The organism is Haloferax prahovense, assembly GCF_000723845.1.
GTDB lineage: Archaea > Halobacteriota > Halobacteria > Halobacteriales > Haloferacaceae > Haloferax > Haloferax prahovense.
This window is the reverse complement of sequence record NZ_LK053000.1, coordinates 171,018-188,612: the sequence shown is the minus strand read 5'-3', so window position 1 is coordinate 188,612 and position 17,595 is coordinate 171,018. Positions and strand designations below refer to the sequence as shown.

19 protein-coding genes are annotated in these 17,595 nt (G+C 68.2%); 10 read left to right on the top strand and 9 right to left on the bottom strand.

Annotated features, from left to right (window positions below):
• Positions 1 to 28: 28 nt before the first annotated feature.
• Both BN984_RS00955 and BN984_RS00950 read right to left on the bottom strand, forming a co-directional pair.
• Positions 29 to 784, bottom strand: a complete 756-nt coding sequence (locus tag BN984_RS00955) for a coenzyme F420-0:L-glutamate ligase (protein WP_049967430.1) — start codon at positions 782 to 784, stop codon at positions 29 to 31.
• A 119-nt stretch (positions 785 to 903) separates the two neighbouring features.
• Positions 904 to 1,398, bottom strand: a complete 495-nt coding sequence (locus tag BN984_RS00950) for a metallophosphoesterase family protein (RefSeq protein WP_049967429.1) — start codon at positions 1,396 to 1,398, stop codon at positions 904 to 906.
• Between the two features lie 60 nt (positions 1,399 to 1,458).
• Between BN984_RS00950 and BN984_RS00945 the strand changes: the two genes are divergently transcribed.
• Both BN984_RS00945 and ddh read left to right on the top strand, forming a co-directional pair.
• Positions 1,459 to 2,691 (top strand): NUDIX domain-containing protein, encoded by a 1,233-nt coding sequence (locus BN984_RS00945; RefSeq protein ID WP_049967428.1) that lies wholly within the window; start codon positions 1,459 to 1,461, stop codon positions 2,689 to 2,691.
• Between the two features lie 351 nt (positions 2,692 to 3,042).
• Complete coding sequence (gene ddh, locus BN984_RS00940; protein ID WP_049913693.1) at positions 3,043 to 3,969, top strand: D-2-hydroxyacid dehydrogenase; 927 nt, start codon at positions 3,043 to 3,045, stop codon at positions 3,967 to 3,969.
• Between the two features lie 45 nt (positions 3,970 to 4,014).
• Here the strand turns inward: ddh and engB are convergent, their stop codons facing one another.
• Positions 4,015 to 4,632 (bottom strand): GTP-binding protein EngB, encoded by a 618-nt coding sequence (gene engB / locus BN984_RS00935; RefSeq protein ID WP_004976333.1) that lies wholly within the window; start codon positions 4,630 to 4,632, stop codon positions 4,015 to 4,017.
• Positions 4,633 to 4,771: 139 nt separating this feature from the next.
• Positions 4,772 to 5,104, bottom strand: a complete 333-nt coding sequence (locus BN984_RS00930; protein WP_008096448.1) for a DUF7344 domain-containing protein — start codon at positions 5,102 to 5,104, stop codon at positions 4,772 to 4,774.
• A 478-nt stretch (positions 5,105 to 5,582) separates the two neighbouring features.
• Here BN984_RS00930 and BN984_RS00925 point away from each other — a divergent pair, with 478 nt between their 5' ends.
• The 4 genes from BN984_RS00925 (at position 5,583) to BN984_RS00910 (ending at position 9,227) form a co-directional block, all read left to right on the top strand.
• The gene (locus tag BN984_RS00925; RefSeq protein ID WP_049967427.1) at positions 5,583 to 6,245 is read left to right on the top strand and encodes a helix-turn-helix domain-containing protein; all 663 of its coding nucleotides are present in this window, start codon (positions 5,583 to 5,585) and stop codon (positions 6,243 to 6,245) included.
• Positions 6,246 to 6,329: 84 nt separating this feature from the next.
• The gene (locus BN984_RS00920) at positions 6,330 to 7,052 is read left to right on the top strand and encodes a 5-formyltetrahydrofolate cyclo-ligase (protein ID WP_049967426.1); all 723 of its coding nucleotides are present in this window, start codon (positions 6,330 to 6,332) and stop codon (positions 7,050 to 7,052) included.
• Positions 7,053 to 7,094: 42 nt separating this feature from the next.
• Positions 7,095 to 8,399, top strand: a complete 1,305-nt coding sequence (locus tag BN984_RS00915; protein ID WP_004976337.1) for a TIGR00341 family protein — start codon at positions 7,095 to 7,097, stop codon at positions 8,397 to 8,399.
• Between the two features lie 90 nt (positions 8,400 to 8,489).
• Positions 8,490 to 9,227, top strand: coding sequence for an SIMPL domain-containing protein (locus tag BN984_RS00910; protein ID WP_008096453.1), 738 nt, complete (start codon positions 8,490 to 8,492; stop codon positions 9,225 to 9,227).
• A 145-nt stretch (positions 9,228 to 9,372) separates the two neighbouring features.
• Here BN984_RS00910 and BN984_RS00905 read toward each other — a convergent pair whose 3' ends face one another.
• Positions 9,373 to 10,350: an NOG1 family protein gene (locus tag BN984_RS00905; RefSeq protein ID WP_049967425.1), complete on the bottom strand. Its 978-nt coding sequence runs from the start codon at positions 10,348 to 10,350 to the stop codon at positions 9,373 to 9,375.
• Positions 10,351 to 10,561: 211 nt separating this feature from the next.
• On the opposite strand from BN984_RS00905, the gene BN984_RS00900 reads away from it, so the two are divergent.
• Together BN984_RS00900 and BN984_RS00895 are read left to right on the top strand one after the other, a co-directional pair.
• Complete coding sequence (locus BN984_RS00900) at positions 10,562 to 10,924, top strand: DUF5518 domain-containing protein (RefSeq protein WP_008096456.1); 363 nt, start codon at positions 10,562 to 10,564, stop codon at positions 10,922 to 10,924.
• A 137-nt stretch (positions 10,925 to 11,061) separates the two neighbouring features.
• On the top strand, positions 11,062 to 11,838 hold the full coding sequence (locus tag BN984_RS00895; protein WP_049967424.1) for a hypothetical protein: 777 nt from the start codon (positions 11,062 to 11,064) through the stop codon (positions 11,836 to 11,838).
• A 39-nt stretch (positions 11,839 to 11,877) separates the two neighbouring features.
• On the opposite strand, the gene BN984_RS00890 is transcribed toward BN984_RS00895, so the two are convergent.
• Positions 11,878 to 12,375: a DUF367 family protein gene (locus BN984_RS00890; protein WP_008096460.1), complete on the bottom strand. Its 498-nt coding sequence runs from the start codon at positions 12,373 to 12,375 to the stop codon at positions 11,878 to 11,880.
• Positions 12,376 to 12,487: 112 nt separating this feature from the next.
• Here BN984_RS00890 and BN984_RS00885 point away from each other — a divergent pair, with 112 nt between their 5' ends.
• Positions 12,488 to 12,841: a nuclear transport factor 2 family protein gene (locus BN984_RS00885; RefSeq protein ID WP_008096462.1), complete on the top strand. Its 354-nt coding sequence runs from the start codon at positions 12,488 to 12,490 to the stop codon at positions 12,839 to 12,841.
• Positions 12,842 to 12,937: 96 nt separating this feature from the next.
• Here BN984_RS00885 and serS read toward each other — a convergent pair whose 3' ends face one another.
• The 3 genes from serS to BN984_RS00870 form a co-directional block, all read right to left on the bottom strand.
• Entirely contained in the window at positions 12,938 to 14,320 is a 1,383-nt protein-coding gene (gene serS / locus BN984_RS00880) for a serine--tRNA ligase (protein ID WP_008096464.1), read from the bottom strand.
• Between the two features lie 153 nt (positions 14,321 to 14,473).
• Entirely contained in the window at positions 14,474 to 16,042 is a 1,569-nt protein-coding gene (locus tag BN984_RS00875) for an SLC13 family permease (protein ID WP_008096466.1), read from the bottom strand.
• A gap of 140 nt (positions 16,043 to 16,182) precedes the next feature.
• A complete protein-coding gene (locus tag BN984_RS00870; protein WP_049913673.1) occupies positions 16,183 to 16,443 on the bottom strand; it encodes a hypothetical protein in 261 nt (86 codons plus the stop codon).
• An 82-nt stretch (positions 16,444 to 16,525) separates the two neighbouring features.
• Between BN984_RS00870 and BN984_RS00865 the strand changes: the two genes are divergently transcribed.
• A complete protein-coding gene (locus tag BN984_RS00865) occupies positions 16,526 to 17,434 on the top strand; it encodes an MBL fold metallo-hydrolase (protein ID WP_004976346.1) in 909 nt (302 codons plus the stop codon).
• The last annotated feature ends 161 nt before the right edge of the window (positions 17,435 to 17,595 follow it).

The window sequence follows — 17,595 nt, the reverse complement described above, 5'->3', positions numbered from 1 at the left end:
GAGCGTGAGATGTTAGGGGGTCGAGTCGTCAGGGGTCGTAGCGCCACTCGCGGAGCGCCTGTCGCACGAAGTCGCCGTCGATGTCGCGGAAGTGGGCGTCGCTCTCGCCGTGGTCGCCCCACTCGAAGCCGCGGACGACGACGACGGGCGTGCCGCCGTCGCCCTCGCCCTGCACGAGGTTCGCGGCCGCGGCGAGTTCGTCCACGACGCTCTCGACGGTAACGCCGAGTTCGCGGCCGTCGCGGTCGGCCTCGCCGCGCCAGTCGCGCGAGGCGCTCAGCCCCGCCCAGCCGATGGCGACGCCGCGCTGACCGTGTCGGAACGGCCGGCCGCAGGTGTCCGTGACGATTACCCGATCGGCGTCGACGCCGGCGCGGATGCGCTCGGCCGACTCGGTCGGTCGCTTCGGGAGCAACAGCAGGTCGTGGTCGGGGACGTTCGAGCGGTCAATACCGGCGTTGACGCCGACGTGGCCGAACCGCGTCTCGGTCAGGAGAAACGGCTCCGACATGACGAGGTCGACGCTCTCTTCGAGGACCGCCTGCGCGAACCGCGGGTCCTTCTCGTCGCCGGTCAGTTCGGCGAGGCGGGCGGCGAGTTCTCTCGCCCGCGGGCCGGCCGGGAAGTCGTCGAGGTCGGCGAACCGCCCTTCGGCCTTCGAGACGACCGTGGAGGCGACACAGACCACGTCGTCGGGCCGGAGGTCGACGCGCTCCGAGACGAGGGCGGCGAGGTCGTCGCCCTCGCGGACCTCGGGCACGTCGGGGACGGGAAACAGCTCCATACCGAGTCGGAAGGCGAGGGCGGTGAAAAACGACGGGATGCTGGCGAACCGGGCCGGTATCGCAGGCGGTCGACCGGAAAGCGGTTCGGGGACGCGACGACACGCCGACTGCGCCGGGTTCAGTCGTCGCGGACGACCTCGACCGACAGCGAGCCGTCGACGACCGAGCCGACCATCATCGTGGCGTCGTCGCCGGGGTTGGCCGCCGTCGCCGTGCCGGGGTTGAGGACGCGGATGCCGTCGACCACTTCGTCGACTACCTCGTGGATGTGGCCCGCGACGCCGACCGCGCCGTCGCCCGCGGCGTCCCTGACCACGTCGGCGACGCGGGACTCGTAGCCCGTTCTCGTGCCCGTGCCGTGGGTGACGACGAACGTGAGTCCGTCGACCTCCGCGACCTCGACGAACGGGAGGTCGATGGCCGGCGGGTCGATGTTCCCGCGGACGCCGACGAACCGCGCCGAGAGGTCGCGGAGGCGGCCGAGGGTGTCCGGCGAGTCGAAGTCGCCCGCGTGAATCACGAGGTCGGCCGTGCGGACCCGGTCTTCGACCCAGCCCGGAAGTCCGTCGGCTCGCCCCGGAACGTGCGTGTCGCTCAGGATAGCGAGTCGCATACCGACACCACGCGACCTGCCAGAATAGTCGTTTTGTCAGTCGCGAACGTAAGTCTGGATATGCCACACGTCGTCACCGTCTTCCTCCGAAACGGCGGCCGCGTCCTCCTCGCCCGCCGGAGCGAGGCGGTCGGAACGTACCAGGGCCGCTGGGCCGGCGTCTCGGGCTACGTCGAGGGTGACCCCGACGACGCCGAGCGCGACGCCCGACGCGAACTCGACGAGGAACTCGGCGTCCGCGAGGCCGACGCCGACCTCGTCCGCGCGGGAGCGCCCGTCTCCGTCGCCGACGAGGGCCGCGAGTGGACCGTCCACCCGTTCCTGTTCGACGCGCGGAGCCGCAACGCCGACCCGAGCGAGGAACTCGCCGCGGTCGAGTGGGTCCACCCGACCGCGATTCGGGACCGCGAGACGGTCCCCGGACTGTGGACGGCCTACCGCCGGGTCGCACCCGCGGTCGAGACTGTCGCCGACGACGAGACCCACGGGTCGGCGTGGATTTCGCTCCGGGCGCTCGAAGTCCTGCGCGACGCCGCCGCCGAGGCTGACTCGCGGGACGCGGTCGCGTCGGTCGCCCGGCGACTTCGCGACGCCCGCCCGAGCATGGCCGCCGTCGAGAACCGCGTCAACCGCGTCATGGCCGACTCGGAGACTGACCCCGAATCGGTCCGCCGACGGGCCGAGGGGGCCATCGACACCGCGGCAAAGGCGGACGACTCGGCGGCCGCCCGCGCCGCCGAACTCGTCCGAGAGCGCGGGTTCGACCGAATCGCCACGCTCTCGCGGTCGGGGACGGTCCTCGCGGCGCTCGAAGCCGCCGAGGCGAGTGTCCTCGTCTCCGAGTCCCGACCGGGCGGCGAGGGCGTCGGCGTCGCGGAGCGACTCGCCCGTCGCGGGCTCAGCGTGACGCTGACGACCGACGCGGCGCTCCCCGGACTCGTCGCGGGCGGGGGAGTAGACGCCGTCCTCCTCGGGGCCGACTCGGTGCTCGCGTCCGGCGGCGTCGTCAACAAGGCCGGAAGCCTCCCCGTGGCGCTCGCGGCCGCCCGCGCCGACGTCCCCGTCTTGGCCGTCTGCGCCCGCGACAAGGTTCGCGGCGACGACCGCTTCGTCGGCGAGAGCGCGGGCGCGCTGTACGACGGAAAGGCCGCGATAGGAACCGAGAATCCGCTTTTCGAGGTCGTCCCCGCGGACCTGGTCTCGGGCGTCGTCACCGAATCCGGCGTGCTGGACGCGGACGGAATCGGTGCGGTGGCGGCCGAACACGCCGCGCTGGCGGCGTGGGACGACTGAGGTGGAGGCGCTAACCCATCTGGAGACCACCGGCACCGTTGTCACCGTCCCATCGCAACCCAGTGGGCCGAAAAGGGTGGATTCTTGACCGTCCGCCCCGGACTCCGACTCGGTGGCGATGACGAAGGTTACCCCCACTCAGCCCCTTGTGATGATAGATTTCATCCGAGCCACCAACTACTGACGACCCGGCGCTCGGTCGCTCCGAACTAATTCGCCCCGGAGCGTCGCGTACGCGCTTCTCGCGGCGGGCCACCCGCTGGGGCCGAACGGGCTCTCGTCGGACACCGGAAACCGGAGACCGACGCCGAAGGCGCAACTTCCTTCGTGGGCCGCGGTGACCCCTCAGTCATGCACATCGAACGCATCGCGGTCGACGAGTCGGTCGGTCGCGTGATGCCGCCGGGCCTGTTCGTGGAGGCGCTTTCGAACTCCGACGCTCCGGTCGAACTCGTCGACGAGGGCGAGGCGTTCGGCCCGGGCGACGCGGTCGTCTCGTTCGGCCACAGAGACGCGTTCGTCGAGGCCGACTGGGTCCACTGCGTCCGCGCCGGCTACGACGAGTTCCCCGTGGACGCCTACGAGGCGGCCGGGACGGCGCTCACGAACAGCACCGGCGTCCACGGGACGACGGTCGGCGAGACGGTCGTCGCCTACATGCTGACGCTCGCCCGCCGCCTCCACGCCTACCGCGACGCCCAGCGCGACCGCGAGTGGGACCTGCCCCGCTACAAAGAGCCGTTCACCCTCGACGGCGAGCGCGTCTGCGTCGTCGGTCTGGGAACTCTCGGGCGCGGCGTCGCCGACCGCGCGGCCGTCCTCGGCATGGAGGTCGTCGGCGTCCGGCGCTCCGGCGACCCGGTCGAGAACGTCTCGACCGTGTTCACGCCCGACCGATTCCACGAGGCTATCGCCGACGCGCGGTTCGTGGTGCTGGCGATGCCGTTGACGGAGGAGACGGCGGGCATGGTCGACGCGCCGGCGTTCGAGGCGATGCGCGAGGACGCCTACCTCGTGAACGTCGCGCGCGGGCCCGTCGTCGACGAGGACGACCTCGTGGCGGCGCTCGACGCCGGCGACGTCGCGGGTGCGGCGCTCGACGTGTTCGCCGAGGAGCCGCTGCCCGCGGAGTCGCCGCTGTGGAACTTCGACGAGGTGCTCGTCACGCCGCACGTGAGCGCCGCGACGGGGAAGTACCACGAGGACATCGCGGCGCTCGTGCGGGAGAACGTCGAGAAGATGGCCGCCGGCGACCCGCTCACGAACCGCGTGGTGTGAGTTCGCCGGGGTCGAGCCGAGGGGTTCGAAGCGAGGGCGAGCCGCTCAGAGGAACTTGAACAGGTCGTCGCGGCCCTGCTCGTGGAGGTGCGACCGCAGGGCGTCTTCGAGGTGCGAGATGTCGCCGCGCTTGGCCGTGATGGGCGCGATGACGTTCCGCCACTGCTTCCACGGCGGGAAGAGGCCGAGGCGGTCGCAGAGGTCGTTCAGGCGCTCGTCGCGGTCGTCGACCTTGTCCATCTTGTTGACCGCGACCACGGTCGGGATGTCGAGTTCGTCGAGGAAGAAGAACATCTCCACGTCGTGCGGGATGGAGTCTTCGGTGGTGTGGCGGTCGATGATGTCGATGACGCTCTTCCCGTCGACGACGAGGACCGCCGCGAGGATGTCGTCGGCGTTCTCCTCGATGTACTGGACGACGTCGGTCTTGATTGCCTCGCGGGTGTCGCGGTCGACGCCGGACATGAAGCCGAACCCGGGGAGGTCGGTGAACATGAATTTCTCCGCGTTCCAGTCGAAGTGGTTGGGTTTGCGGGTGACGCCGGGCTTCTTACCCGTCGTGAACTTGCTGTGACCCGTCAGCTCTCGCATCAGGGTCGACTTCCCCACGTTCGACCGCCCGACGAGGACGATTTCGTCGCGGTTCGGTCGGTCTTCGAACATACCGGCGGTTCGCCGCCGCGACGGATAAGGAGGACGGTACGGACGCCGCGCTCCGGGGCGTCGACGCCGAAAAAATCACGTCTCCGGGCGAGTCGCCCCCACGACGACTCGCCGACGACGCGTGAATGAGGCGGCCGCGTCAGTCACAACCGCCCGCCGATAACTCGCCCGCGTTCTCGTCGAGAAATCGCAACAGCGGCTCGATTTCGTCGAATCGAGGGCCGCGCGCGACGGAACCGAGATGACGGTTCCACTCGACGAAGCCGGCGTCGGCGAGTTTCGGGAGATGAACGTGGAACAGCTCCACCTCCAGTCGGTCGCGGTTGCGGCCGCCACCAACGGCCGCGTCCCGCGTTGCCGCTTCGAGACGCGCGTGCCGCCGTCGGCGAAGACCCATCAGCAACCGTCGCCGATGGACGTTTCCGAGGGCGTCGAACGCCTCGTCGAGGCGGGGGGACGCCGCGGCTACCATCGGCACAACCCCCGTTGGATCCGAACAGGCGTCGCGCGACGGGCGCGAGACGCCGAGGCAAAGCGTCTCCCGCGAGTCGCCGGAAGACCCCGCTCCGGGCACCCGGTGGACACCACCCGATACCGGTACCGTCGAGAGCGCGGCCCGTCAATCACACGTCCGTACGCCTCTGCGCCACCACGGCGCGGTTTGACGGCGTACGGTTGTCGATGTCTGTGTGCGTTCACAACTACGTCCCCGAGAGAGCATAGCTAGCAAGTCAGCATTCTCTTTCTGCTTTCACAGTCCGGTCATTGAAGTAGCCAATCGGAAACCTCTGTTACATGTTATGAACCGAATCTGGTCACGAATGAGGTATTTCGCCCGGAATACGAGCTGAATAGCGTAAATACCGGCTCCCTGAACAACCCAGCACTCGATTTCTGACAGTATTTCGACAAGAGAGTTCAATACGGCGGCGGCGAAATGGCAGCCAGTAATGGCCGTAATCGTCGAGTTGACGATCGATTCGGAGAGCTTCGACCTCGGGAGGGTCACCGCCGTGTCGAACGGTGTCCACATCGAGCTAGAGCGCGTCGTCCCGACCGGCGGTGAGGTCATGCCGTTCTTCTGGGCGCGCGGCACCGACTTCGAGGCGTTCGAACGCGCCGTCCGAGACAACAGTATCGTCGACGAGCTGACCGCGGTCGCCCGTGTCGAAAACCGCGTGTTGTACAGAGTCAGCTGGGGTGGGACCACGTCGAGTCTGACCCGGATTCTCACCGACAGCGAGGCGACGATTCTCGAAGCCCACGGCAACGACCCGTGGACGTTCCGCCTCCGGTTCAACGACCACACCGGGCTGACCGAGTTCCACAACCGCTGTCAGGAGGAGAACCTCGAATTCCACGTCGAGCGCATCTACACCCTCGCGGAGGGCGAACCGGGCGTCTACAACTTCGACATAACCGACGAACAACAGGAGGCGCTCGTCACCGCTGTCTCGGAGGGCTACTTCGAGGTCCCCCGTCAGACCACGCTCAGCGAGGTCGCCGAGCGACTCGGAATCAGCCCGCAGGCCGCCTCCGAGCGCGTCCGCCGCGGGGCCGACACCGTCCTGCGGAAGGTGCTGTTGTCGCAGTCGGCGGCGGACCTCTCGTAGGCGACTGCTCGCGCCGAGACGCCGTTCGCCCGCGACACGAACGGGGGAGCTATTGGTCCGCCGCGAGTACGCGACGGCGACGCGATGGACAAAGCGACGCTCCGAACGACGGTGTGGGACGACCTCGAATCGTCGGGCGCGGCCCGGTTTCCCTTCCCGCCGCACGGCCGCATCCCGAACTTCGCCGACGCGAGCGCGGCCGCCGAGCGACTCGCGGCGACGCCCGAGTGGGCCGACGCCGACGCCGTGAAGGCCAACCCGGACGCCCCGCAACTCCCCGTCAGGCGACGGGCGCTCCGCGAGGGCAAGACCGTCTACATGGCCGTCCCGCGACTCCGCGACGAGGAGTGCTTCTACGAACTCGACCCCGCGCGCATCGACGACGAACACCTCGACAGCGCGCCGACCGTCTCCCACGTCGAGACCTACGCCGACACGGTCGGCCCCGACGCCCTGCCGCCCGTCGACCTCGTCGTCTCGGGGTCGGTCGCCGTCTCCGAGGCGGGCGCTCGCATCGGGAAGGGCGAGGGGTTCAGCGACCTCGAATACGCGGTGTTGCGGGGTCTCGGGGCCGTCACCGACGAGACGTCCGTGGCGACGACGGTCCACGAGCGACAGGTCCGCGACGACCTGCCGGAGCCGGACGCCCACGACGTGCCCATGGACCTCGTCGTCACTCCCGAACGGTTGGTCCGAACCGAGACCTCGCATCCGAGGCCCACGGGCATCGACTGGGACGCGCTCCCCGACGAGCGCCTCGACGAGATGCCCGTCCTCCGGCGGTTGCGCGACGAATCAGCCGAGTAACCGAGCCCCTGCTTATTTCACCGCCCGGGCCGACGTGAGGCCGTGCGACTCGTACAGGTGTTGGTGCCGACCGGCAAGCGCGAGGCCGTCCTGCGGACGCTCGACGAGGAGGGCGTGGACTACGCCGTCTCCGAGGAGACGTCCGGGCGCGGCTTCGTCGCCGTCGTCACCTTCCCGGTCCCCAAGGAGGCCGTCGAGCCGGTGTTGGCGCGACTCCGCGAGGCGGGCGTCGAGCGCGACGCCTACACCGTCGTCGTCGCCGCCGAGACGGTCGCGTCGAAGCGGTTCGACCAACTGCGCGAGCAGTACGAGGAAGACGACGAGAACGGCGACCGCATCGCCCGCGAGGAACTGGCCTCGAAGGCCGCGGACCTCGCGCCGTCGGTTTCGACCTACGTGCTCATGACGGTCATCTCGGCGCTCGTCGCCACCGCGGGCCTGCTTCTCGACTCGCCGGCCGTGGTCGTCGGCTCGATGGTCATCGCCCCGCTCGTCGGCCCCGCGATGTCCGCGAGCGTCGGCACCGTCGTCGACGATGACGAGATGTTCGGCCGCGGGGTTCGCCTGCAGGCGCTCGGCGGCGTCCTCGCGGTCGGCGCGGCCGCCGTCTTCGCCTTCCTGCTCAAACAGACCGGGGCGGTCCCGCTGTCGTCCGCGGAGGTCCTGTCGATTCCCGAGGTGGACGAGCGCCTCGCGCCCGACGTGCTGTCGCTCGTCATCGCGCTCGGCGCGGGAGCCGCCGGCGCGATTTCGCTCTCCTCCGGCGTCTCGACCGCGCTCGTCGGCGTCATGATAGCCGCCGCGTTGGTCCCGCCGACCGCCGTCGTCGGCATCGGCATCGCGTGGGGCGCGCCCGAGGCCGTCGTCGGCTCGGCCATCCTCGTCCTCGTCAACATCCTCTCCGTCAACTTCGTCGCCATCGGCGTCCTCTGGCAGCAGGGCTACCGGCCGGAGCGCTGGATTCGCCGCGACGAGGCCCGGCGAGCCGCCCTGTTCCGCATCGCCGTCATCGGGGTCGGACTGCTCGTCCTCTCGTCGTTCCTCGGCGCGGTCACCTACACGACCTACCGGAACGCCGACTTCCAAGGCGACGCGCGCGACGCCATCGAGGACGCACTCTCGGGAACCGACGCCCGACTACTGTCGATGGAACTGCAGTACGACAGCGGGCCGCTACAGGAGCCCGACGGCGTCGTCGTGACCGTCGGCTACGACCCGGCCTCCGACCCGCCGATGGTCGAACGCGAACTCACGAGGCGGGTGAACGCCGTCGCCCCCGAGCCGCTGTCGCCGTGGGCCACCGGCGAAATCGACGTCGAAGTGCGCTACGTCGCCGTCGTGGAGTAGGGCGACCGGCGTCCCGTCCCCCGTTTCGAAGGCTACAGTCGCTCTTTGTCTCTAGCGCGGCTTGAATAGCTGAACCGACGTACGGTGGGTATGCAACGACGCACGATTGCTCCGATATTCCTCGTCGGCCTCGTCCTCCTCGCTGGCTGCCTCTCGGCACCCCTGCAGGCGACGACCGACGGCGGCGTAGACGCGACGAACGCGACGACTATCTCCACGACCGGCACCGGCGAAGTGACCGCCGACGCCGACCTCGCCGTGGTCTCCATCGCCGTGACGACCACCGCCGACTCGGCCGACGAAGCCCGCGGCACCGTCGCCGACGACGTGGCCGCCGTCCGCGCCGCCCTCACCGACGCCGGTGTCGCCGAGGACGCCATCCAGACGACCGGCTTCAACATCTACCCCGAGTACGACTACAGCGGCCAGGAGCGCGACCTCCTCGGCTACCGCGCCACCCACACCCTCCGCGTCGAGGTCGCCCCCGACCGCGCCGGCGAGGTCATCGACCTCGCGGTCGGTGCCGGTGCCAGCGAAATCCGCGGCGTCGCCTTCACGCTGACCGACGAGAAGCGCGCCGAACTCCGCGAAGAAGCCCTGACCCGCGCCGTCGACTCCGCGAAGGCCGACGCCGACGCGGTCGCCAGCGCCGCCGACCTGACCGTCACGGGCGTCCACACCGCCACCGTCGGCGGCAGCGCCTCGCCCGGGCCGTACCCGGTCGCCTACGCCGAGGACGCCGCCCGCGCCTCGTCCGGCTCGACCGAGCTCTCGCCCGGCCCCGTGACCGTCTCGGCGACCGTCCAGATGGTCTACGAAGCCGAGTAAGCGACCGCGCCCCGCGGACCGAGACCGAACTCCCGGTTTCGACTAACCTGCACCCCCATTTCTCCGACAGCTACCCCGTAGCCACAGCTCTCGTCGAGGCGTTGCGGCAAGACAGAACGACAGCACCGGAAAAGTCCCGAGTCGCTTACTCGTTGCGCGACGGCGGGATGTCGGGTTCGAACCCGATGGCCTCGACCGCGGCGTCGAGGACGGCCTCGACGTTCTCGCCCGTCTCGACGCTCATGTAGAGGTCCGCGTCCATGTCGGTCGAGCGGTCGCTCTTGTTACAGACGGTGAGGACGGGGATGTCGCGCTCCTCGAAGCGCGCCTTCACGGCGTCGCGGAGTTCGAGCTGCGACTCGATGGGGTAGCCGCACGCCCCGCTGGCGTCGGCGACGAAGATGACGGCGTCCGCGAGGTGTTCGAGGGCGCTCACGGCCTGTCGCTCGATGTCGTTTCGCTCGTCTTCGGGCCGGTCGAGCAGCCCCGGCGTGTCGATAATCTGGTAGCGGATTCGGTCGCGGTCGAAGTGCCCGATTTGGACGCCCTTCGTGGTGAAGGGGTAGCGGGCGATTTCGTTCGACGCGCGGGTCACGTCGTTGACGAACGAGGACTTTCCGACGTTCGGGTAGCCGGCGACGACGATTGCCGGTTCGTCCGGGCGGATGTCGGGGAGGTCCTTCAGGGCGTCGCGCGCCTCGCCGATGCGGAGCAGGTCGTCTTCGACCTCTTCGACGACGCTCGCCATGCGGGCGAACGCCTGTTTTCGGTGCTTGCGCGCGAGGTCGGCGTCGGTCTTGCGGAGTTTCGGCTGGTACTCGCGGGCGATGTTGTCGACCTGCCGGGAGGCCCACATCACTTCCGAGAGGCTCTTTCGGACCTCGTCCACGTCGACGATGGCGTCGGCGAGCTCGTAGTAGAAGGGGTCGACCGTCCCGAAGTCGGGCCACTCGACGACGACGTTTTCGAGGTTGTCGGAAAGGATGTTCGACGCCGTCTGGAGCATCGACTGCTGAGCCTCCAACTTGTTCTGCTTCGCTCGCCCCGTGCGCGCGGCCCGCGAGAAGGCCTTGTCGATGAGTTCGTCCGACCGGGGCGTGGTCGGGAGAGACTCGAAAATCATTGCAGTCCGCTACATGGCCGAGCCGTAAAAGCGCGTCCGTTTGGGGCTCGGCGCTTCGAGCGGTGGATTCGCCGTGCAGGTCTCACGCACGGTTCGACCGGAAGCGAGGGGGTCGCGGGCGACCGACGCGCGGACGCGGACGTGAGCGAGCGGCCGAACACCCCCCGCGACCGCCACGAAGTTCTTGCCCGCCCGAGGTCTACGTCGACCCATGACTGACTGGAAAGCTGTCGCCGTCGGTTTCGTCGTCATCGTCGTCGTCGGCATCGGCGGGCTCGCGCTCCCGCTCATCGGCCAAATCGGGGCGGGCCTGCTCGGGGGGTTCGCGGCGGGCTACCTCGCGGGCGGCACGCTCGGCAACGGCGCGTGGAACGGCCTCGTCGCGGGCTCCATCTCGGGTATCGTCGTGACGCTCCTCGCGGCCCTGCTCGGGAGCCTCCTCGGACTCGCCGGCGGGCCGCTGGGCGGACTCCTCGGCGGCGTCGGCGTCCTCGTCGCGGGCGTCGTGCTGACACTCATCTTCGCAATCGACAGCGCCATCGCCGGGGCCGTCGGCGCGTGGGTGAAAGGATAGTCAGACGAACGCGGCCGCGACTCGGACTCTCCCCGAACGCGATAGTCCCAAAAAACGGGGTTTAGCATGGTGCTAAGTCCGTTATCTCACGTAAACGGTCGCGGGTCTCTAAGGGAGCGGGACCACACCCGACGGCCATGGGTAAGGAGCCAACGCACACCCGTCGAAGAACCCTCCAATCGATTTGCTGCGTCGCCGTCGCCGGTCTCACCGGTCTCGCTGGATGTAGCTCGTCCGGGGACTCTGACTCGACGACGCAAACGACCGACGCGCAGACGCAGACCGCGACCGAGACGCAGACCACGACGACCGCGAACGAGACGACCGCGAACGAGACGACCGAACAGGCGGAAGAAACAACCGAAAGCGGGCTCGAAGCCGCCGATTTCGTCGAGAACCCCGAGGAGATACACCCGACGCTGGTCGAAGCGACGTCGGTCCCCTCGGACGAGGTGCTGCTCGGCTTTCGACTCGAAGACTCGTCGCTCCCGTTTACGACCGAGGTGTACCGCGCGCCGGACGACGCCGAGGTGCAGGCGACGAAGACGTACGACACCCAAGACCTCTCGCAGGTCGACTTGCTCCCCGAGTCGCCGCAGACGCTCGATACCGTCGGTACCGACCGCGAGGACATCCACTACGGGACGACGACCGTCGGAGAACCGCTGAAAGTCACGCTCGTCGCGCGCCACGACGGCGAGACCATCGACTGGAGCGCGTGGTCTCGAACCGGCTATCCGTACGACGGCCACGACGAGGAGGACCCCGCGCTCGAAGTCGACTGTTACTGCGGCGGGATGAACTACACCGCGCCGAGCGGCGGGACGTGGGCGCGAGTGATTCAGGTGACGCCGACCGAGCGCGTCGACACCGGGACGACCGTCGCGCTCAACTGGACGTCGAGTCGACTCTGAAGGCGTACTCGACGCGGTTCGCCGCTCCGCGGTCGAGTGTTACTCGCCGCGTTCGAGGTACTCCCGCTGAATCTCCACGACTTCGGTCGAGTCCGCACACTCCGAGTACCGGCGTAGCGGCTCCTCGTTGAGTTCGAGGAACGTGTGGCCCCAGTTGAACTTCGAGAGGATGTCTTCGGCCCGCTTCTTCTCGCCGAAGATGACGAGGGCGGCCGCTATCGCCTCGACCGTCGTCAGCTGCATCGGGCGGCCGAAGTTCACGGGGTTGGCGGCGACGAGATAGGGGAGCGCGCGGTGCTCGCCGGGGAGCGAGAACATGGCCTCGCCGGCCGATTCCCACGAGCAGTCGAGCGCGACGAGCGCGCCGGTGTCCGCGTCGGCGGGCGACAGCGCCCTGTCGGCGTGGGGATTGAGCACGACGCCGTAGGGAGTCTCTCGGTCGGAGCCGTGGAGGGCGGCCATGTCGAAGCGTTCGAGCTTCTTCGCCGTGCACTTCTTCGGGTCGTCGTCGCCCTCGTATCGAACGTGCAGGTCCACAGCCGCGGTACGCGACTAGCCGAGAAAAGCGTCCCGAACGCGGCGGCGCGCGCGAGGAGTCCGACGGCAGGGCCGGCGTCGGATACTTCCGGTCGGCCGACGAAGAGAGGGCGTGCATCCCGACGCGACGTATCTGGCCCGGCAGTACTACACGGCGCTCGACCACCACGGATACGACATGCTTCGGAACATCCTCCAACCGGGGTTCGTCCAGCACCGCGGCGACATGACGCTCTCGGGGCGTGAGGAGTTCGTCTCGTTCATGCGGGACGACAGGCCGCAAAAGGACACGCGACACGTCATCGAGCGCTACATCCAGTCGAAGTCCGACGACGAAATCGTCGTCCGCGGCCACCTCGAAGACCGCGACGGCGACGAACTGTTCGTCTTTCTCGACCGGTTCCGTGCCCACGACGGGAAGCTCTCGGAGCTGAAGACGTTCGTCAAGTCGTCGACGGCGAACTGACGGCGTGCGTCGCGGGAGGAAGAGAGAACAGAAAGGGGCGGAGAGGAGAGGAGAGGAGAGGAGAGGACAGAAGGCCGTGAGGCGCGCGTCAGTCGCTCAGTCTTTCTTCCCGGCACCGACGGCGGCCTCGCCGACGGGCTCGTGGCCCTCGATGACTTCGCGGCCGCCCATGTAGGGCCGGAGCGGTTCGGGCACGTCGACCGTGCCGTCCTCGTTTTGGTAGTATTCGAGCAGCGCGACCATGACGCGGCCGACGGCCGTGCCCGACGCGTTGAGCGTGTGGAGGTACTCCGCCGACTCGTGGCGCTCGGGGCGGTAGCGGAGGCCGGCGCGGCGCGCCTGGAAGTCCTCGAAGTTCGAGGCCGACGAGACCTCGAGCCAGCGGCCGCCCTGTTCTGGGGCGTCGTCCGACTCCGTGCCGGGGGCCCACACTTCGAGGTCGTAGGTCTTCGCCGACGCGAAGGTGAGGTCGCCGGTGCAAAGCGAGAGGACGCGGTACGGCAGGCCGAGGCGGTCGAGCACTTCGGCGGCCTCGTCGACGAGGGCTTCGAGCCGGTCGTACGACTCCTCGGGCTCGACGAAGTTGACGAGTTCGACCTTGTTGAACTGGTGGACGCGGACGATACCGCGGGTCTCGGTGCCGTGTTCGCCCGCCTCGCGGCGGAAGTTCGGCGTGTACGCCTGGTGCTTCAGCGGGAGGTCGTCCTTCAGGAGAATCTCGTCGCGGTACATGTTCGTGACCGGGACCTCCGCGGTGGGACAGAGCCACAGGTCGTCGTCCTCGTAGTTCTCGGTCTCCGAGCCGCCGATGCGGTAGGCGTCCTCGGCGAACTTCGGAAGCTGACCGGTGCCCTCCATCGAGGTGGTCTTGACCGGAATCGGCGGGAAGAGGTCGACGTACTCCTGTTCGCGGTGCACGTCGAGCATGAACTGGACGAGCGCGTGTTCGAGCATCGCGCCCTCGCCTTTCAGGAAGTAGAAGCCCGAGCCGGTGGTCTTGGCCGCGCGACCCTCGTCGATGATGTCGAGTTCCTCGCCGAGGTCGTAGTGGGGCGTCACCTCGTCGGGAAGCTCGCGGAGGTCGTCGAAGCCGACGCGGCGGACCTCCTCGTTGTCGGCCTCGTCGGCCCCGACGGGAACCGACTCGTGGGGGAGGTTCGGCAGTTCCATGAGCGCGTCGTCGAGTTCCGCTTCGAGTTCGTCGGCGCGGGCTTCGAGCTCCTGTAGCTCCGTCTTGAGTTCGCCCGAGCGGTCGATGGCCTCCTGCGCTTCCTCGTCTTTCCCTTCTTGCTTCAGCTGGCCGATTTTCTGGCTGACCTCGTTGCGCTCGTGGCGGAGGTCGTCGCCCTCGGCCTTCAGCGAGCGCCACTCGTCGTACACGTCGAGGACGCGGTCGATGTCCACGCCCTCCATGTTGCGGGCGGCGAGCGCGTCGCGAACTCGCTCCGGTTCGTCGCGGAGCAGTTGCCTGTCAATCATTGGGCTGTGGTTTCCGGGCGGGCGGGAAAATCGTATCGCATCGCCGAGGGACGGGGACGAGAACGCGGCGGGCGAACGCAACAGATCAGCGTCGGAGGAACGCCACGAATCCGCGGGGAGAGCGGCCGCGTCGGTCGGAAGCCGACAGACTGACTACCAGAGGAACGCCGGCCAGACGAACTGGAAGAGGAACCAGATGAGGATGGTCAGCACGCCGGTCATCACGACGTTGAGGACGGTCCCGGCCCGCATCATGTGGGACTGCTTGATGTGGCCGCTCCCGAAGACGATGGCGTTCGGGGGCGTCGCCACAGGGAGCGCGAACGCGAAGGAGGCCGCGATGGCCCCGCTGACCGCAAGGAACACCGCCGCGGAAACCTCGGAGAGGCCGAGCGTCGCCGCGAAGACGCTCCCGATGCCGATGAGCACGGGGACGATGATGGTCGCTGTCGCGGTGTTCGAGGTCATCTCCGTGAGGAAGATGACCAGAAGCACGATAGCGCCGACGACGAGGACGATAGGCGCGCCGGTCAACGAGCCGAAGACGGCCTCGGCAAGCCACCGTGTCGCGCCCGTGGAGGCGAACGCGTCAGCCAGCGAGATACCGCCGCCGAAGAGGAGAATCGTCCCCCAGTCGATGTCGGCCAGTTCGTCCCACTCCATCGTGTCCGCGAGGACGAGTGCCGGGATGGAGACCATCCCGACCATCACGTAGTACAGAAGGCCCTGATGGCCCTCGACGCCGAGGAGCGTCATGCCCTCGCCGGTGCCGAACAGGGTGTTGAACACCGGGTCCGAGAGGACGTTCTCGAACGCGAGGTCGAGGCCGCCGAGCACCCACAGCCCGGCGGTAGCGGCGAAGATGTACGCGACGCGGCGGCCGCGGGTCGAGAGCGCGCCCTCGTCAGCGAGGTACTGGCGCGCCTGTTCGCGGGCACCCTCCACGTCGTCGATCTCGGGCGGGAAGAAGCGGAACGTGAGGAGGTACCAGACGATTGGGAGGGTGATGGCGACGATTGGGAGGCCGACGAGAAGCCACTCCGCGAAGCCGATGTCGTAGCCGAGAAGCGCGTTGAGTTGGGTGGCGACGACCGCGTTCGGCGGCGTGCCGATGAGGGTGCCGACCCCGCCGACGCTCGCGGCGTAGGCGGTGCCGAGGAGCGTCGCTATCTGCATGTTCGAGAAGGAGCCCTCAGCAGCGTCGGCCTCATAGACCTCCTCGCGACCGAGCACCTGCGCGAGGACGCCGAGCGCGATGGGCGTCATCATCGCCGTCGTCGCGGTGTTCGAGACCCACATCGACAGGAACGCCGTAGCGAGCATGATGGCGAGGATGAGCCGCCGCGGCGACGACCCCATGACGGCCATGAGCCACAGCGCGATGCGGCGGTCGATGTTGTACTTCTGGAGCGCGTTCGCCAGCATGAAGCCGGCGATGAAGAGGAAGATGAGGTGGTCGGCGAAGCCGGCGAGCGCCGGGTCGATGTCGCCGTAGACGCCGTAGGCCGTGAGCAACACCGGTATCGACAGTGCCGTCACCGCGAGGGGAAGCGCGCCGGACACCCAGAGGATGCCGGCGAACACCATGGTCGCTAATGCGTACTGACCCCGCGTCGAAAGCCCCTCAAGCGACGGCCCGAAGGCCAGCACGAGGGACGCGACGAGGGCGAGCGTGAAGACGGCGAATCGTCCGCGAGCAGTCTTTGTAACACCGCGTATCATTGATACAAGCTATCTCTAACGATAGTCTTACTTAATTATTTTCAATACGGTAGTGAATGGCGGTATATCGGCGTCGACAGCCGTCGTTCCGTCGAAATCGGTAGACAGAAGCGAGCCTCAGCGTCGCGTCCCGACGCGATTTAAAAGTGTTCGACGAGCGTTCGGACCTGTTCGTCGTCGAGTTCCGCGGTGTACAGCGTGAGCAGGGCGCGGCGGCGCGACCGTGAGAGACCACGGCTCCCAGATTCGAGCATGGAGATGTGCGCCTGCATGAGGTCGTCGACGGCGCGCTCGACGGCCCGCTGGTTGTAGTCGGCGGCCACTCTGAGCAGTCGCCACGCCATCGGCGAGATGTCAGTGATGTCGACGTCCGGGAGCGGTTCGCCACCCTGTTCGGACATGGAGACGGCTTTGCGGTCGCCCGTAATCAACGTAGGGGTCGGGCGACCGAACGCTTTTCTTCCCCGGAGACGGCCGTCAACTATGGCTATTGGCGACGTCGAACCCGTCCCGGACAGCACGGACCTCTACTACGTCGACAGCGGCATGTACGAGGTGGAGAAGTACGGCTCGGTCTACCTCGTCGACGCCGAGAAACCGGCGCTCGTCGACACCGGCATCGCCGCCGACAGAGAACACGTCTTCGGGATGCTCGACGAGGTCGGCGTCGACGACCTCGCGTACATCCTGCCGACGCACGTCCACCTCGACCACGCGGGCGGCGCGGGCTACCTCGCCGAGCGCTATCCCGACGCGACCGTCATGACCCACGAAATCGGCGCGCCGCACCTCGTGGACCCGTCGCGGCTCATCGAGGGCACGAAAGCGGCCGTCGAAGACCAGTGGCAGTTCTACGACGAACCGCACCCAATCGACGAGGACCGCGTCGAGGGGCTCACCGACGGCGACGAGATCGACCTCGGCGACCGGACGCTCACGGTCCATCACGCGCCCGGCCACGCGCCGCATCAGGTGATGTTCCACGACGACGGCGACGATGTGCTGTTCGTCGGCGACGCACTGGGCATCTGGGAGCCGAAGTCGCGGACGCTCCGACAGACCTCGCCGCCCTCGCAGTTCCACCTCCAGAAGGCGCTCGACGACGTGCGCACTATCGAGGACATCGACCCGGAGACGGTCTGTTTCGGCCACTTCGGCCCGAAGCCCTACGACAGCGACCTCGCCGGCGAGTACAAGCGCGTCCTCGTGGAGTGGGTCGAGGCCATCCGACAGAAGCGCGCGGAACTCGGCGACGACGAGGCCGTCATCGACCACTTCGTCGAGCACACCCAGATGGCCGAGGTGTGGGGCGAGCGGAAAGCCCACGACGAAGAGCGCCTGAACACCCGCGGCGTGCTCGGTTACCTCGACTACATCGGCGACGACGAGTGACACGAGCGGGTCGGGTGGTCCGGGCGATTCAGGCGATTCAGGCGATTCAGGTGGCTCGGACGGATTGGACGGACCTACCGGCGCGAGCGGCGCGCTGATACCGACATCAGACATCTAAAAGCGGCGCGAACGGGTTCGTAATCGGTGTTTTCCCGCGGTAT

Coding starts and splice junctions, on each gene's coding strand:
- serS (WP_008096464.1), bottom strand. CDS start 14,320: ATGATTGACAGGCAACTGCTCCGCGACGAACCGGAGCGAGTTCGCGAC.
- BN984_RS00950 (WP_049967429.1), bottom strand. CDS start 1,398: ATGCGACTCGCTATCCTGAGCGACACGCACGTTCCGGGGCGAGCCGAC.
- BN984_RS00865 (WP_004976346.1), top strand. CDS start 16,526: ATGGCTATTGGCGACGTCGAACCCGTCCCGGACAGCACGGACCTCTAC.
- BN984_RS00925 (WP_049967427.1), top strand. CDS start 5,583: ATGGCCGTAATCGTCGAGTTGACGATCGATTCGGAGAGCTTCGACCTC.
- BN984_RS00930 (WP_008096448.1), bottom strand. CDS start 5,104: ATGGTAGCCGCGGCGTCCCCCCGCCTCGACGAGGCGTTCGACGCCCTC.
- ddh (WP_049913693.1), top strand. CDS start 3,043: ATGCACATCGAACGCATCGCGGTCGACGAGTCGGTCGGTCGCGTGATG.
- BN984_RS00900 (WP_008096456.1), top strand. CDS start 10,562: ATGACTGACTGGAAAGCTGTCGCCGTCGGTTTCGTCGTCATCGTCGTC.
- BN984_RS00945 (WP_049967428.1), top strand. CDS start 1,459: ATGCCACACGTCGTCACCGTCTTCCTCCGAAACGGCGGCCGCGTCCTC.
- BN984_RS00910 (WP_008096453.1), top strand. CDS start 8,490: ATGCAACGACGCACGATTGCTCCGATATTCCTCGTCGGCCTCGTCCTC.
- BN984_RS00870 (WP_049913673.1), bottom strand. CDS start 16,443: ATGTCCGAACAGGGTGGCGAACCGCTCCCGGACGTCGACATCACTGAC.
- BN984_RS00920 (WP_049967426.1), top strand. CDS start 6,330: ATGGACAAAGCGACGCTCCGAACGACGGTGTGGGACGACCTCGAATCG.
- BN984_RS00905 (WP_049967425.1), bottom strand. CDS start 10,350: ATGATTTTCGAGTCTCTCCCGACCACGCCCCGGTCGGACGAACTCATC.
- engB (WP_004976333.1), bottom strand. CDS start 4,632: ATGTTCGAAGACCGACCGAACCGCGACGAAATCGTCCTCGTCGGGCGG.
- BN984_RS00875 (WP_008096466.1), bottom strand. CDS start 16,042: ATGATACGCGGTGTTACAAAGACTGCTCGCGGACGATTCGCCGTCTTC.
- BN984_RS00955 (WP_049967430.1), bottom strand. CDS start 784: ATGGAGCTGTTTCCCGTCCCCGACGTGCCCGAGGTCCGCGAGGGCGAC.
- BN984_RS00895 (WP_049967424.1), top strand. CDS start 11,062: ATGGGTAAGGAGCCAACGCACACCCGTCGAAGAACCCTCCAATCGATT.